Origin of the sequence: Salinivibrio sp. IB868 (genome assembly GCF_001995655.1) — a bacterium.
Taxonomy (GTDB): domain Bacteria; phylum Pseudomonadota; class Gammaproteobacteria; order Enterobacterales; family Vibrionaceae; genus Salinivibrio; species Salinivibrio siamensis.
Genome location: NZ_MUEW01000010.1, coordinates 104,000 through 118,884, shown reverse-complemented (window position 1 = coordinate 118,884; position 14,885 = coordinate 104,000). Strand labels below are relative to the sequence as shown.

Genomic DNA, 14,885 nt, shown 5'->3' with positions numbered 1-14,885 from the left:
AAAGGGCGAAATCAGAAGAATGCTTTAGATCGTTGATATGGTTGCGAGGTTTGGTCAACCCAAGACGAAAAAATGTCGCGAGCTGTGTAAGGTTATCGGTCTCATTGCGGACAAAATTAAACATTAGGTCCACAGTGAGAGTGTGCAAACATGAAATGGTGAATGATATGACAGCAGCACAAGCACTAAAAGCGGCAGACAAGAAGAGAATGGCTCAGGTCGGCTTCAAGGCTGCTGTAAACATAATGGAAGGATGGGGATGTACCGGAGCAGACATGCAACGAATTCTTCGCATACCAAGGTCTACGTTCCAAAAGTATAAAGTATAAGGCTAACCCAGACACGATATCTATGGATGATGATCAGCTTGAGCGTTTAAGCTACATCGCAAACATCCACGGTAGTCTTCGAATCATCTTCGATAACCAAGAGAACGTTCAGGGGTTCATGTCTATGGAGAACAAAAACGCTTACTTTGAAGGGCGGACTCCTTTATCTATTATTAGTAGCGGCAAGTTTGCTGACCTCTACGAAGTGTTCTGTCGTGTCGACGCTTTACGTTCCGGTCAGTGGGGATAACATGCTGAATGCTCGAGAAAATCAAGCGGTAGGATATAGGCTCATTCCGTCTAAGTACCCGACGATTGACTTGTTTGATGATGTCGTCAACCCTGAGGACTTTGAGGTGATGTATCAACTGCAAGCATTGACGAATCCACGTATTCGCGATGAAGTGGGCGATGTATCCCTGATTAAGCCGGAAGAAATCCCGTACCACTGTGAGCGTGAGCGTGGGCGTAGCTATGCTGTCGCTGCCTTTACTCACATTAATCGTGATGGTTCACGTTTCGCTGATGGCAGCTTTGGAATGCTGTATATCGGCGACACCGAACAAACCGCTTTAAAGGAAGTCATGTATCACCAGCGCAAGTATTGGACTGATGTTAATGGGCTTCATTATGATCGCTTGGTGTTTAGGGCGCTTCGTTTCACATTTGATGACGATAAAGTGATTGATGTATGCGATAAGCCAATGACCGATCCAATCTACGACCTTATTGATTACTCCGCGGCACAGACGCTTGGTCGTCAGGTTCGGCAAGATGATACATTAACAGGGATCCGCTACAACTCAGTACGAAATGAAAAAGGGAGCTGTTGGGCGATGTCTACGCCACAAGTCGTTAGCGACGTCATACAATGCTTCCATGCAGAAATGATTTGGAACGGAAAAGAAATCAGTCAGGTCGAGAAGATTTACTCAATGGCGTAATCGACACAATTGCATGTTAACAAATCAACCTTTAGTGCGCATTATGTATGTTATGTTAAATAAAGTATTTAACAGGTGAATATTGGCATTGATAAGACAAGCGCCTTGACTCCTCACCTCCATTTTTCTCCCTCTTGAGTATTCTGACGCGACGATTCAACATAAGTGCCCATTTACCATAAAATAGCTAATCACCACTTTCTTTAATCAACTAAGTTCAAATGCTCCGCTTGATCTGAGATGCTTCAAGCGCGCGGTGATGAGCCAAAAAGATCTGCGTTATCTTATACTTTTACCGCATTGAAGCGTCAGCTCGCTCGTCAAAGTCACGGCAATTGCTGTCGTGACCAGCCTGTTCCCCGCATTTCTTGCGGCGATAGAAAAACCTGTGATTGTCAAAGCAAATACCCACAAAGATTGATAGCTTACTTCTGTAAGGAACTCACCGAAGTATTGCTTCGCGACCAGCAAGGCAAAAGCAGTGACAAAAGACACTGCCGCTGCATCCCGATACAGCAAATAAGCTCTGTGAGTTGAAATCACTTCATCCTGCTTATTGGATGGACGATAAAATACCTTGTACCAATAACTGTTCTGCTCACTACTATTTTGCTTTAAAGAATCAAATTCGGCCACGTGGGCTCTCAGGGACTCGGTATCAATACGCTGGTCTTTCTCTGCCAACGGTATAAAACGATGCCCAGGTAATACATCGTGCCATCGCCAAAATACTAAGACGCTTTTCAGGTCAGCAGGTATGAGGTGGCTAAGCCACCCCGAAACCGCACCTATTGCTAACATCGAACCACTCGTGTCTCTTAGTATATCGACATAGCTGATATCAAAAACATTTTGATTAACCAGTGATATTACGGCGAATTGAAGAACCATCAGTACTGAAAGCGGGACAATGTTATTAGCTTTTATAGAGATTCCTGCCATTATGCGACCTCTTCTTCATAGTCGAAGTGATATGGCTCAGGATCCATACTACTCCACCCATTTCGGCTAGGCGCATTGAAATTGTGGCAAATACCGGTACCTCTCGTTGCTAGAGCTTTGACTCCTCGGTGTGTGAAAGCATTCATCACGGCTTTTCGTGGGTGCTTAGGCTCGCCGTATTTAGCTGTGGAGGCGATTGCCGTGATATTTCGAGAAGTTCCTTGGCTAATCGGCTCACCAACCAAACGATTTAGCACTGTCGTGCCGATATTACGTTTACTCCCATGATGCGGGATCTGTATAAATCGAAGGTCTGCTCCACTGGTACACTGCTCGATTTTATCTGCCGCGTGTTCCAGACCCTGGATGCCAGCATCACCTGTAAAAACCGAGCGTCTTCCCTCGACTATCAATTGCGTGATCACACTGGAGTTGTTCTTCGCTGATGTGATCCCTTCATCATCAATCTGATCTTCGCCCCAAGTAGCGAAGAAACGACGAATAGATGCAGCTGCTTTGTCAAAAAAACTTTCTAATGCACTTGTTGCACTCGCTTTCTCTGGCATACCATCGAAATTAGGAATGAGAGATTCGTAGTATTCGACGGAAGGACCTAGCACCTTAATCCCGCCGCCTGTATCCGTTACGCCTGTGAAAGGCTCACGTACGTTAACCCCTTTCGACTCAGCCAGCTCAACCAATGACCAAGCTTTTTCAAGGTTTTTCTTAAGGCGCTCCCCTAAGCTTTTGTCCGTTACGCGCCCGTCTATGAATTTGCTAGCAAGCCCTTGGTTATGCAGCCACGGCTGATGAATCCAAAGTTCTTTTACTTCGAGTTCATTGAGTACGGGTTCTAATCCGTTGATGTGGTCTTGATCAGCGTGAGTATTAATGACCAAATCCACTTTGGAAGTACCGAAACAAGTGGTGATGTGGTCAATAACCTTTGAACCTGTGCTTTGAAAGCCACCATCAATCACAACCACGGTTTGCTCGTCACGTGAACCGTGTAGATTCCCATAGCGAAGTGCGATCGCATCACCGCTCTTAGACTCTTCACCAACACCCAAAAAATCAATTTCGTAACCCATAACTTTTTCCTTTTTCTATGAAAGTTAAGAGTTACTAATCAACTAGCATGCCAACATGTAAAGTATTGTTTTATAAGGGTTTCAAGGCGGGCTGAGAACAGAGGTTTGTGATTTTTATTACTAATGGTAATTTTTATTACTATCAGTGACTTAAAATTAACTAGTAGCGAAACTAAGCATAACGCATAAGATTGCATACCTTGTGCTAATTAGGGATGCGACGTCCAAACTCCCCTTACAAGGTTAAAGTCCTCATACTGAAGCGATGTATTGTACGATTTAGCGTTCACTTGTAATAAGCCGTTTGGCATTGGAATGATGTCCGTGAGCTCTTGACGTTGTTCTATTGCCGTTGGCTCTGAGAATCCTCTGTCGTAAATCAGCCCACCTTTGGCTGTAAATAAACCTCGAGAATGCAAGAAGCCCGATCCCCCATCATCGGCGCAGTACCAATACAGCTTAATGTTTTCAGGCATCTCCCCCTTAAACTCGACTAAAGCTTGCTCTGTTTGCACCCACGGTGGTTTCCTATCTTCTTCCGAGAAGACATGAAATTCTACTTCATCTTTCTCGCATACCTTCATCAACTCTAGAAGAGTCTTGCGACTTCCTAACTTGGTGGCGCAAATATATGGGTCGTAGATTGTTACCTTTTCTGCACCAAAGAGAAGACCCGATGCTGCACTCGCTAAAGATTTGGCTTCGCGGTTATAACGAGACACATACATAAAATCAGCATCGTTTAAATCCATCAGCGATGAAACAAATACTGGCAACTCATCGAGGGACTCTTCAACCAAACGATGGAATTGACTGATATCATGGCTATTTTTAGCCGCCTCGACCCACGCATCTCCTTCATAAGCCCTTCCAAATGATACCAACTTGCTTGATTGTAAATCTCTTAGTTTTTCAATTGCTCTGGTTAGCGTAGTACCATCAAGTTCAGCGTTAAGCCGCTGAGAGACTTCCTTGAACCAGCTTTTGGGAAAACGTGATAGCACCGCTCCTTTCTCGTAGCCCATTCTTGCCTCAAGAACCATGAGATCCGTTAAAGAATTAATTTGACTTGGCGCTATCGCAAACTCCAAATGCAACATCAGAATAGTTCCTCTCTTCTTTCTTCGAAGAAGCCGTTTGGCCACGGCGCATCAAACTCACCCTCATCGGTTGTTTTGATGGGAATTAAACGCGTTTTACCGTCAGATTGCTCGCAGAAAACTACCTGTACATCGTTTTTCTCACAACCAAATGGTTCGTATTCGATCGCTTCATCGGCGGTTTCTCGCCGACGTTTTAACAGCCTCAACATCAAGTGCTCACTATGTGTTTCGATAAGAAACATTCTATCTGGATTGTTCTTGATCGATTCCAGCATCATATCCCCTAATGCTAACTGCCATTTTGGGTGAATATGCAGCTCAGGCTGTTCACAAGACACAATAAGATCTTGCTCTAGTGATGTAGCAACCACAAACGGAAACACTTGAGATACCCCTACCCCGACGCTGGATGGCAATAAAGGAATATCGGTATGAGCATCTTTCAGGATGACTGACTTTTCGCTCATACTGGGCTCACCGTATGACGGGGATTCGAAGCAGTAGTTAGTGCCGAAAAATTGACTACTAATGAACTTTTCATTGGTTTTGGTTTTTACCCTTTCACTTGAAAAGGCAAAGGACTCCCAGCCTGCTGTACCATCATACCAACGCTGAGAGCTTGTCTGTTTGTTTAAAACGGTCGCTCGGGTTGGTACCATCCGCAATGGTCCAATATGGATAAAGTCTTCGAGTTTATTGACTAATAGCTTTAGAGGGGCGAATGCTGCTTGCGATAAGGCGGCTTCAGCAAATAGTTGAGCGGCTAAAGGATGATCTTCATAAACATCGGTCCAGTCGACATGGAAGTTTGATAGATCCAGCCTTTGCTGAATGTTCGGTAGCGCATCTTGGCCATGAATCGAGATATCTTCCCATTGGCCGGAATCAAAAATATTGTCGACTTTGAATAATTCCGCCACTTCCCAGTGTGGTAATGGCTGATAGTGAACAATTTGACATTCTGGACGGCCTGCTTGGGCGGTTGTTTTGAAGTATTCGATGCCCTGGCTACGACACGCATATCGGCTTATATAGGCTCGGTTTTTAGTGGCATCCCATCGCACATCGATTTCAAACGAGATGGTGTCAGCGTCTGACTCTGGCGTAAAGCCTAAATGAGTTTCTAGCAACCAGCTCTCAGAATCCGACAAATAGTCATCCCAGATATCCGCTGCGCTATCGCGAAAGTCCAGGGTGGCGCCCAGCGTGATCACGCTATTTAAGTCTTTGCCATAAACAAGATTCTGAAACCCACCAAAATAAAGTGATTCACCAGCAATTGAGCTGTACTGTGCATCAAAATTACGTTTAGCGATCACTTCATACAAATACAGTAGTGCATGTAAGACTGTGCTTTTACCCGTACTGTTTGCACCGAAGAACAACGTGATGGGTGCCAATGGAATTGTGGCTTTATTCTTAATACCTTTGAATCCACCAACGGTAAGTGATGTTATTTTCATTTTACCTAACCTTTGAACAAAAAAGAGGCATCCGAAGATACCTCTAATATTTATAGTTGGCCTGAGAAGGCTTTTTGGGAAAGAGCTAAGGAGGAATTCACACTTTCACTTGAAAATAAAACCATTGATGAGGTTGTTTCTTTACTCTTATTCATAATCTCAACAAATTTTTTCTGTAAATCTATTGAGGGCAACAAAATTTTTAGCTGCTTTAGATCTCTAACATTTATATGCTTAGACGTAGAGCCTGCCATCAATCTCGTAATTCGTTTTGGCTCTAATTCGAATAATAATAAATACAGGAGATATTCGGGTAGGACAAACTCTCTGTTTGCTCTAACTTGTACTAATCGCTGACCCATACACATTTCTACACTCTCCGGGACAAGTGCTGCAATACCTACTGTACCTTCTCGACTAAGTATAATATCGCCCTGTTCTAGCTTTCCTCTTTTAGTCCTTTCATTGTAGGTTTCATCACTTACATAACGAGTATCTTCCCAATTCCAGCCACCTTTGGTTAGATTGCTAGTGCGTACACAAATAACTCCAGCATCAGTCCACTTTGGCGTAGAATGAGGACAATCATTGATATGCTCGCTTACTTCTTTCAGTGACTTGGTCTCCCAGCCCTTCGGGTTCGTCACCGGATCACCAAACATATCCAAAAACACGCTGCGTAAGAACTCGTCTGCAAGGTCAATGGCTTGTTTGCGTTTCTGGCGAATGGCATCGGCTTTATCTAAAATGGCAGCGATGCGTTTTTGTTCTTCTAGTGGTGGGAGTGGTACCTGTATTTTTTCTACAAACGCAGGTCTAGCACGAACTAATGACCCACCAACACCAGCAACAGTATTCATTAGCTGGTAATGAAAAATATCTGACGTAAAAAAATGTCTTAAGAAGCCAGAATCAAACCGTTTGTCTCTAAAGATCATCCACTCACCAGAGCCTATTTGCCTGTATTCCTTTTTGTCAGTGACAACCCAACACCGTCTGATATGGGGCACTATTTTTGATACCAAAACATCACCCGGTTCAATACAGTTTTTTGATGAGCCAATTTCCGAGCCAGCCACTATCTCTGGTGTATCAACGTCATATGCTGGAATACTAAACAGCTCAAATGTTTCATCAGGAAAATTCTTTGGATTAACTGAGCCACCGCGCTTTAACATCAACTCTGCTGCTGGTACCGTAGGCCAACTCATAGCATCAACTCCAACTCGTTTAAGTCAGCAAGAATCTCGTTTTCTAGAGTTTTGAGTTTGCTCAGAATCACTTTCGGTTCTTCGTAACTTTCTTGCTCGTACACCACTTCTTTATAGCGGTTGATCGACAGGTCATATTTATTCGACTTAATGTCGTCTTTCGCTACCAAGAACGCTTTTTGAGTTTTGTCTGACCATTGCTCAGTCGACTGACCTTCGGTTACCGCCGCTTGGTAAGCTTTGTACTGCTTAACCAAGTCTGGTAAGTCGTTGTCTTTGATTGGTGTACGCTTATCATCCAGCGATTTACCATCGGCCTGAACATCGTAGAACCAAACGTTATCGGTGCTACCACCTTTGGTGAAAATTAATATAGCAGTTGAAACGCCCGCATAAGGCTTAAACACGCCACTAGGTAGCGAGATCACCGCTTCCAACTGGTTATCTTCCACTAGGTGTTTACGTAGAGTTTGGTGCGCTTTAGAGCTACCAAATAACACGCCATCAGGGACGATAGTTGCTGTGCGACCGCCCACTTTTAGCATGCGTTGGATCAGTGCAACAAACAGCAGTTCAGTCTTTTTGGTTTTGACGACTTTTAGAATTGCTGGGTCGACATCTTCTTGGTCCAAACTGCCCTTAAAAGGTGGGTTAGCCAGGATAATATCAAAGCCATTTTTCGCTTCATTCGGTGAGTGTTCGATAAAACTTTGGCTTAACGTATCTTGATAGATGATGTTTGGCTGCTTCACACCGTGCATTAAAAGGTTCATGGCCGCCACACGCAGCATAGTGGAGTCAAAGTCAAAACCGTGGAACATGTCTTCGTCAATGTGCCAACGTTTGGTGAGCAAATCCCCTGCATACAAGTAGTTAAATTCTGGGTTGCCATGCACATCTAAAACAGGATTGCCCTCGGCATCCAAAACTGGCTCTTTTTCTGTTCCCTCTGGGGATGAGTACTTCTCTAGCAAGTAGTCGTAGGTCTCTGATAAAAAGCCCCCGGTACCGCATGCTGGATCGCAAACGCGATGGGTTTCATCGATGTCGAGCATTTCAATCATGGCGCGGATAATGTGTCGCGGCGTGCGGAACTGGCCATTAATACCGGCGGTGGTTAGCTTAGAGAGCAGATACTCGTACAAATCCCCTTTTATGTCCTTGTTTGCTAGCGGAAGTGCGCTTACCAATTCAATCGCTTTAACAAGCAGTGACTGCTTTTGAATCATCAGTTGGGCGTCTTTCATAAACTCCGCAAACAAGGCGTCGTCATCGGTGAGCTGCTTGAAATATGGAAACAGCTCGTCTTTCACCAGTGGATAGAGCTGCTCAGCACTCAGGTGGCGAAAGTTCTCCCAGCGGATGTGCTGTTTGTCATCTGGAAAACGACGATTAAAGGGTTGACCTGTACGCTCGCTTCGCTTTTCGTCAATACGCTCGTTCATGTCTAGCATGCGGGCGTAGATTAAATAGGTAATCTGCTCAATAACGGTTAACGGGTTAGTAATGCCCCCGGTCCAAAACTCTTCCCACAGTTTGTCAATTTGGCTTTTTAACGCGCCTGATGTAATCATTTTATGGTCTCTTTTCTTCTACTTGGGCCGATTGCTAACAATACGGCACGCGAAAGACGGCTTAGATGGCTGTAGTGTACTTAGTACTGTGCGTTAGCCAAAAGGTTAATTAATCACTTTTTCAATGCTTGGCTGTTTCTTACCCAAATGGACGCTGAAACGACGCACAAACTGTTCCACCACATCCGCTTGAGCAGGGATGGGGAATACGCCATCTAATCCAGCATCATCAATTTGATTGAAAGGCGCGTCGTACAACTGTTCAATATCAACGCTACCGTAGCGACAAAGGTGATTTTTGAGCATACCGATAAAGCGTTGCTGCCTTGAATTAAGTTGCGTATGTACTCGCTGAACAAACACGGTGAATTCGCCTTCAATGGCTTTGGCGTCCATGCCGACGATAGTCCGCAAGATTTGATCCAGCCCAGCGGTGGACTCGGGAAAGAATGCCTTCAAAGTAGATAAATCGACACTGGGGTTTTGGGTATGAACAAGCGCATTGAGCGTGTCCAAATCTGCTTGTGTTACCGGTTGCCCCGCACGAATTTTCTGTAACACCTCGTTTGATTCAAAAAGTGGCGTGAGCGTTTTTTCGACTTCTTGTTTGTAGATCTGGTAGTCGACGGTAACAATATCGGTCTTCAATGCTTCGGTACGATATTCGCCGACATCCTCTTTGACATCCAAAATGGGTGTTTGCATCGGTGGCGGTATCGCCCCTTTATCGCGTAAATGGATGATACTGCGAAGTTCGTTTCTGCACACTTCTAAGGTGTGGTGGTTAGCATCGTCCCAGAAGTTGGCCTCCTGCACCTGCTTGATAGTCTTGGCTTTACTACGTACTTCGTTAAGGTGCATGGAAAGTGTGGTTACCTTCTCCATAATGGGCATGGCAGCAATGCCAGCTTTCGAAGGCTGTTTTAACTTAATCAGTTCAAGCTCTAGGAATAGAAGGTCAAGACGCAACGCCTCACTTTCACCGGCAGTGGGTTTCCATTGCATCAAAGGGGCCATTGTTGACCACAGTAGCGCTTTGGTGGCTGGTGTCATCTGATGTAGCGTTTTCTCGTTGCTCAACTGTGCTTTGACCTGCCAATTTTCGCGAATCGCAATGGTTTTGTCGTTAAGTGCATCAATATCGGCTTTAATTTGTGACACCACGCTATCGAAGATATCCATCTCTGCTCGTTTTAGAGCCTCTTCTGCCAAGGTTAGCCGTGCCTCAAACACTTTCTGCGCGAGCGATTTGCCTTGCGAACCATCATCTTCGTCTGGGTTCATTTTGAAGTACTCAAAGTTGCTCCAGTGATCGAAAATCAAGAAGTGCTGTTTATGCTCACCTTGGCCAAATAAATTTTCACATAGGCGAGTTCCTCGCCCAACCATCTGCCAAAACTTCACCTTTGACTTGATTGGTTTCGCAAACACGAGGTTGATGCATTCTGGCACATCAATACCTGTGTCAAGCATATCTACAGACACGGCGATGGTAATGTCGTTTTTGCTGCCTTCGGCGCTTTTGAAGTTGTCGATAAGCTCATCAGCGCGTTCGTATTTCGAGTGGATCACTCGACAAAAATTACCACCGAGATCGGGGTACATTTCCGCAAATAATTCGGCGATGAGTTCAGCGTGTTTGATGTTGCGGGCAAAAATGATGGTTTTACCCGGCAATTGGTTGTCGGCATCTTTGAGACCACGTTCCATCAGGTTGCGGATAATCGCGCGGTTCGTATCTTTGTTAAAAATCGCTTTATCGATTAGCTTAGAATCAAAATCGAGCTCGTTAGGGTCGGTGCCCTGCTCTTCTAACTCAGCGATTTGTTCATCAGTGAGCTCATGGCCTTTGATGCCATCGCGTAAAAACTTGGTGGTATGAGAAACGACTTTGAAGGGAACAAGATTACCCTCTTCAATAGCTTGCTCTAATGGGTAGTTCGCGGTTGGCATTTTGTAATCACAACCGAATAACTGGCTGGTTGAGCGAGAAATCATCTCAACGGGGGTGGCGGTTAAGCCAACTTGTAACGCATCAAAATACTTAAAAAGCTCACCGTATTTGTTGTAAATTGAACGGTGTGATTCGTCGGCAATGATGAGATCAAAATGACCAACGTCGTACTCTTCGTAGGTTTGCATCATCCCTGGATAAGTCGCAATGACAATGCGCGCCTTACTCGCAAGGTCTTTACTGCTTTTGCCTTTTTCGAATAATGGCTCTCTTGTGAATTCGTTGAATGCATTGGCGGCCTGTTTACGCAGTTCTTTACGATCACACAAGAATAGTATCCGTTTCGCCCAGCCGGCGTTGAGTAAGCGTTTTGTCAACGCAATAGAAACACGGGTTTTGCCTGTCCCCGTTGCTTGCACAATGAGTGCTTTACGGTGCTTATCGCTAAAGCGCTCACACACTCGAGTAATCGACTCTATTTGGTATAGACGACCGGCAACGTCGGTATCGATCGGTGTGTTATTCAGGTTGGTCTTTAAAGAACGTTGCTGGATAAGGTATTGCAGGCTGTCTTTGGAGTAGTAACCAAACAGTTTACGTGGTACATAGCCCTGAGAATCATCCCATAGCCAGATATCATAGCCATTAGTGTAAAAGATAACTGGCCGTTGACCCGTTTTTCTCTCTAGCGCGTCGGCGTAGATTTTGGCTTGTTCTTGCCCTGCTCGCGCATCGACGCGTGTTTTCTTTGCTTCTATAACAGCCAGTGGTTTGCCGTTGTCGTCCCACAATACATAATCGCAACGGCCTTTGCCTGATGGCGTTGGTTGACCATCAACTTCATACTCTTTTGCGACTTGCTCGGTACTCACTTCTGCTAGCGCAACATCCCATCCTTGGCTGCGTAACTCGGCGTCAATTAGGCGCTTTCTCGTCTCAGCTTCGTTAAAATCAAAGCTGTTTTTCAACCTAAGCGTATTGCGTTTTAGCTTATCCGCTTTGGTTTGATCCACTGCCAATGTGCTTTCACTCGCTGCTTGCTGAGCGAGCCGTTGCGCTTCTCTAGCCTCTTCAAGCTCTTTTAACGCCTGCGTAAGTTGCTCATTGTTCTGAGCAAGCTTTTGCTGTAGCTGTTTGTTTTTACGCTTGAATTCAGCTTTTGACTCTCCGTCTAGCGGTGCATTGTCCGGCTGCGTGTAGCGAGGACATTCTTGTTGTGAACCATCTCCATAAGCGACGAAAAGCCAGCAACCAATAAGGTAGGACTCCTTGAGCAGCCACAGCGCGTCATGTTGATTGACATACCCATCATGTGCGGCTTTGTTGCCACCTTTACGTATGGCGTGAAACTTGTCGAGAATGTCTTTGTGGATAATTGCCGTAAACGATGCACCGGTTAGCTTGTCGTAGATAGAAGCGTTGGGCAACACCGGCAGGCGCAACTCTCGATAAAGATAGCCAACTATTTTTTCGACATAGCAGCGCAGCTTAACCATCGCACTTTGAGGATCAGTTACCGCATAGTTTTCAGCAAATGCGCCTAATTCAGCCAACTCGGGCCAGTCTTTTCTGAGATGTTCAAAGTTCACTGACGTTTTCACTCTTATTGTACTCCTGACCTCAATCAGCAATTGGCATGCCACTCGGGTGTCATTTGCTCGCCTATTCTTCGATGCCTAGCTTCGTCATCCAGCCGCTTAACGTCTGGTGACTCTTCAGTCCTAGAGCTTCCGCCGCTTTAGATTTATTGCCACGACTATACTCCAAAGCCGAATGAACTGCATTTTTTCTTATACTATCAATATGTTGCTGAATGTCTCCCGGGACGGTAAATGCGCTCGAGCCAGCCCGGCTCTTACACGCACTCAATACCGAAGATTGGAGATCTTGAGCTGAAATAGAGTTAGACTCTGACCACAAAACAGCTCTGTTTAAGGTATTCCAAAGCTCCCTGATATTGCCAGGCCATTGGTAAGACTGTGCAAACTTTATTGCATCATCGGAAATTTTTTTACTATCAAACAGTGGATGCTTTTCAGCTTGTTGATTGATTTCGGTCATCAGGACATCGATGAGTGAAGGAATGTCTTCAACTCTCGATCTCAGTGGCGGCATTTCAATAACACCTACTGCGAGTCGATAAAACAGATCTTCGCGAAATGTCCCCTCTGATATCATCTGAAAAAGGTCTTGATGTGTTGCCGCAATAATGCGCACGTCGATCGTCTTCGTTTTAACGTCACCTACCCGAGTGATTTCTTTTTGTTGTAGCGCTCGGAGCAATTTAACTTGAACGTTCAGTGGAAGTTCTCCAACTTCATCAAGAAACAAGGTGCCGCCATCCGCTTGTTCAAAAAGCCCTGCGTGATCGCTACCTGCCCCAGTAAAGGCTCCTTTTACGTGGCCAAACAAAACAGAGTCAACCAAGCTTTCTGGTAATGCGCCACAATTAACCGCTCTAAATGCCTTGTCGGCTCGAGAGCTGGCATTGTGAATAGCTGTCGCCATCACTTCTTTACCTGATCCGCTCTCGCCTAGAACAAGGGCTGGTAAATCCGATAACGCAAGGCGTTGAGCTTTTTTAACCAAATGTCGCATGGTGGTTGACTTAGCAGTAATTGAGCCAAATGCCGGATCTAATTTAGGATTATCGGAAGTAAGTTCCTGCAAGGCGTCGGTGGAAGCTTTGGTGTATTCAGTGGCAAAATCGACTGGGATCTCAACTTCAATTAAGTCGCCCTTGGGAGAGGTTTGGATTAACTGACATTTTCCAATACTTTTACCAAGCAATACAGAAATGACGGCCATGGTGGGTGATCCGGAAGTGAGGTTGAGATAGATATGGTCTGAATCAGCAGAAACTGCGTGAAGCTGTTTCTGCATCACCTTTGTTATCGATGAATAGTCAATTGGGGACGTTATACGAACACGTTGAATCGTCACTGAGGTTCTAGATCGACCCGCGCAAGCGAGCTTTTTCTGCAACCAATCTTTGTAGTCATGCCACTCATCCTCCCATGTACTGGCAAGGATAATGACACGGTCGAGCACTTTACTCTTGAGCGCAATCGTGGCGATAGAAGCGGGCCTGTCCGCTTTCATATGATCAAGATCTGTTCTACCCAGCCAACTGAGCAACGTTGCCATTTTAAAGTCCGTAACTATTTTTACCTTTTGAGAGAAAGTTTACATTAAGTGGCTTGGAGTTGATATTACCTTGACCAGATAGGTAGTCATCTGTCACACATCGTACTTCCGTATCAGTGCTCTAGGCTTGTGGGATGTCTCGGCGGGCGGCGCTAGTAAGGTGATGGCGGTAGCCGTTCAAAGTCATCGATCACTTTAATCATGTTGGGTGGCGTATCACTCCATCGCCAAAATACGATGTTTTTCATCCCTCGGGGGGCGCCACGCGCAAAACTGGGCACAATAATGGCGTTGACCTTTGCACTGATAAGCTGTTTCGATAAGTGCCAACTATCGGGAGTTTGGCTCTGGGTCACTTGATCTAACCAAGCACAGCTTAGCGTCGAGGGCTTGATGCCACAGTTTAGCAGCACTGTCTCATCGGTCAGGTCGAGTACATTGTCACAGTCGATATCATACTGACATATTGTCAAAGGCTGAGCTTTAAAACGAAACCCCTGCTGAGCCTCTACCCATGCACCCGGTTGAGACAATGAGGTGTACAGAGCGGCAACGCCTTTGGGGTTAAAGCGCCCACCATTGCGTCTTGCTCCTTCCCCACTGTTAGGCGCGTATGACCAGCGAGGGTTATGGCCACGAAATACCGCACCTTCAAAGCGAAATAGGTATTCCTGTAGCTTTTCTTTACGCATAACCGCCTTCGCTCGTATGGTTTAGGTAGGCTCTCAGCGCGTCCATTCGATCGTGTTTAACCAGTTGCTCTGCGGTTAATCCGCCAAACTCTGGTAGCCCTTCGCTCCGATACCATGCGTAGGCATGAAATTCATTTCCCGTCCACGGAAGGATTCGGTTGATCACTTCTGTGCAGTTACGCAGTTGCTGCTGTGCCTTGATCGTTGAGTATCGCTCTGTGCGGCTTAACGTGGAATAAGGTAATCCAGACAAAGACGCGATTTCTTTCAAATTGGTATGGAAGAACGCGGCCATTTTGCTTGGTTCGACGATACCCTCTGCGTTCATGACTGCATCTAAAATGGATTGGTTCATTTCGCTCACCATGTCAGCAATATTTGACTTATATACATCCAATATGATTGTCAGCATGGTTATTGTCAAGGCGAGTATGC

The 14,885-nt window shown here is 45.4% G+C and carries 12 protein-coding genes; 2 read left to right on the top strand and 10 right to left on the bottom strand.

Annotation, left to right across the window (positions count from 1 at the left end):
• The first annotated feature begins 351 nt into the window (after positions 1 to 351).
• Both BZG20_RS16190 and BZG20_RS11905 read left to right on the top strand, forming a co-directional pair.
• Complete coding sequence (locus BZG20_RS16190) at positions 352 to 579, top strand: antitoxin Xre/MbcA/ParS toxin-binding domain-containing protein (protein ID WP_241829534.1); 228 nt, start codon at positions 352 to 354, stop codon at positions 577 to 579.
• Position 580: 1 nt separating this feature from the next.
• Positions 581 to 1,273, top strand: a complete 693-nt coding sequence (locus tag BZG20_RS11905; RefSeq protein WP_077579149.1) for an RES family NAD+ phosphorylase — start codon at positions 581 to 583, stop codon at positions 1,271 to 1,273.
• Positions 1,274 to 1,552: 279 nt separating this feature from the next.
• Here the strand turns inward: BZG20_RS11905 and BZG20_RS11900 are convergent, their stop codons facing one another.
• The 10 genes from BZG20_RS11900 to BZG20_RS11855 all read right to left on the bottom strand — a co-directional run bounded on the left by BZG20_RS11900 (position 1,553) and on the right by BZG20_RS11855 (position 14,862).
• Complete coding sequence (locus BZG20_RS11900; RefSeq protein ID WP_077579148.1) at positions 1,553 to 2,215, bottom strand: hypothetical protein; 663 nt, start codon at positions 2,213 to 2,215, stop codon at positions 1,553 to 1,555.
• Positions 2,215 to 3,306, bottom strand: a complete 1,092-nt coding sequence (locus tag BZG20_RS11895; protein ID WP_077579147.1) for an MBL fold metallo-hydrolase — start codon at positions 3,304 to 3,306, stop codon at positions 2,215 to 2,217. The genes BZG20_RS11900 and BZG20_RS11895 overlap by 1 nt, the downstream gene beginning before the upstream one ends.
• A 209-nt stretch (positions 3,307 to 3,515) precedes the next feature.
• A complete protein-coding gene (locus BZG20_RS11890; RefSeq protein WP_077579146.1) occupies positions 3,516 to 4,406 on the bottom strand; it encodes a hypothetical protein in 891 nt (296 codons plus the stop codon).
• The gene (locus BZG20_RS11885) at positions 4,406 to 5,872 is read right to left on the bottom strand and encodes a DUF3696 domain-containing protein (RefSeq protein ID WP_077579145.1); all 1,467 of its coding nucleotides are present in this window, start codon (positions 5,870 to 5,872) and stop codon (positions 4,406 to 4,408) included. The genes BZG20_RS11890 and BZG20_RS11885 overlap by 1 nt, the downstream gene beginning before the upstream one ends.
• Before the next feature lie 50 nt (positions 5,873 to 5,922).
• Entirely contained in the window at positions 5,923 to 7,083 is a 1,161-nt protein-coding gene (locus tag BZG20_RS11880; RefSeq protein WP_077579144.1) for a restriction endonuclease subunit S, read from the bottom strand.
• Positions 7,080 to 8,657, bottom strand: a complete 1,578-nt coding sequence (locus BZG20_RS11875) for a class I SAM-dependent DNA methyltransferase (protein ID WP_077579143.1) — start codon at positions 8,655 to 8,657, stop codon at positions 7,080 to 7,082. Before BZG20_RS11875 ends, BZG20_RS11880 begins: the two co-directional genes overlap by 4 nt.
• A gap of 105 nt (positions 8,658 to 8,762) precedes the next feature.
• Positions 8,763 to 12,212, bottom strand: a complete 3,450-nt coding sequence (locus BZG20_RS11870; RefSeq protein WP_077579142.1) for a DEAD/DEAH box helicase family protein — start codon at positions 12,210 to 12,212, stop codon at positions 8,763 to 8,765.
• A 61-nt stretch (positions 12,213 to 12,273) separates the two neighbouring features.
• On the bottom strand, positions 12,274 to 13,758 hold the full coding sequence (locus BZG20_RS11865) for a sigma 54-interacting transcriptional regulator (RefSeq protein WP_077579141.1): 1,485 nt from the start codon (positions 13,756 to 13,758) through the stop codon (positions 12,274 to 12,276).
• Positions 13,759 to 13,910: 152 nt separating this feature from the next.
• Positions 13,911 to 14,450, bottom strand: a complete 540-nt coding sequence (locus BZG20_RS11860; protein WP_077579140.1) for an RES domain-containing protein — start codon at positions 14,448 to 14,450, stop codon at positions 13,911 to 13,913.
• Positions 14,443 to 14,862 (bottom strand): hypothetical protein, encoded by a 420-nt coding sequence (locus BZG20_RS11855; protein WP_077579139.1) that lies wholly within the window; start codon positions 14,860 to 14,862, stop codon positions 14,443 to 14,445. The genes BZG20_RS11860 and BZG20_RS11855 overlap by 8 nt, the downstream gene beginning before the upstream one ends.
• Positions 14,863 to 14,885: the final 23 nt, after the last annotated feature.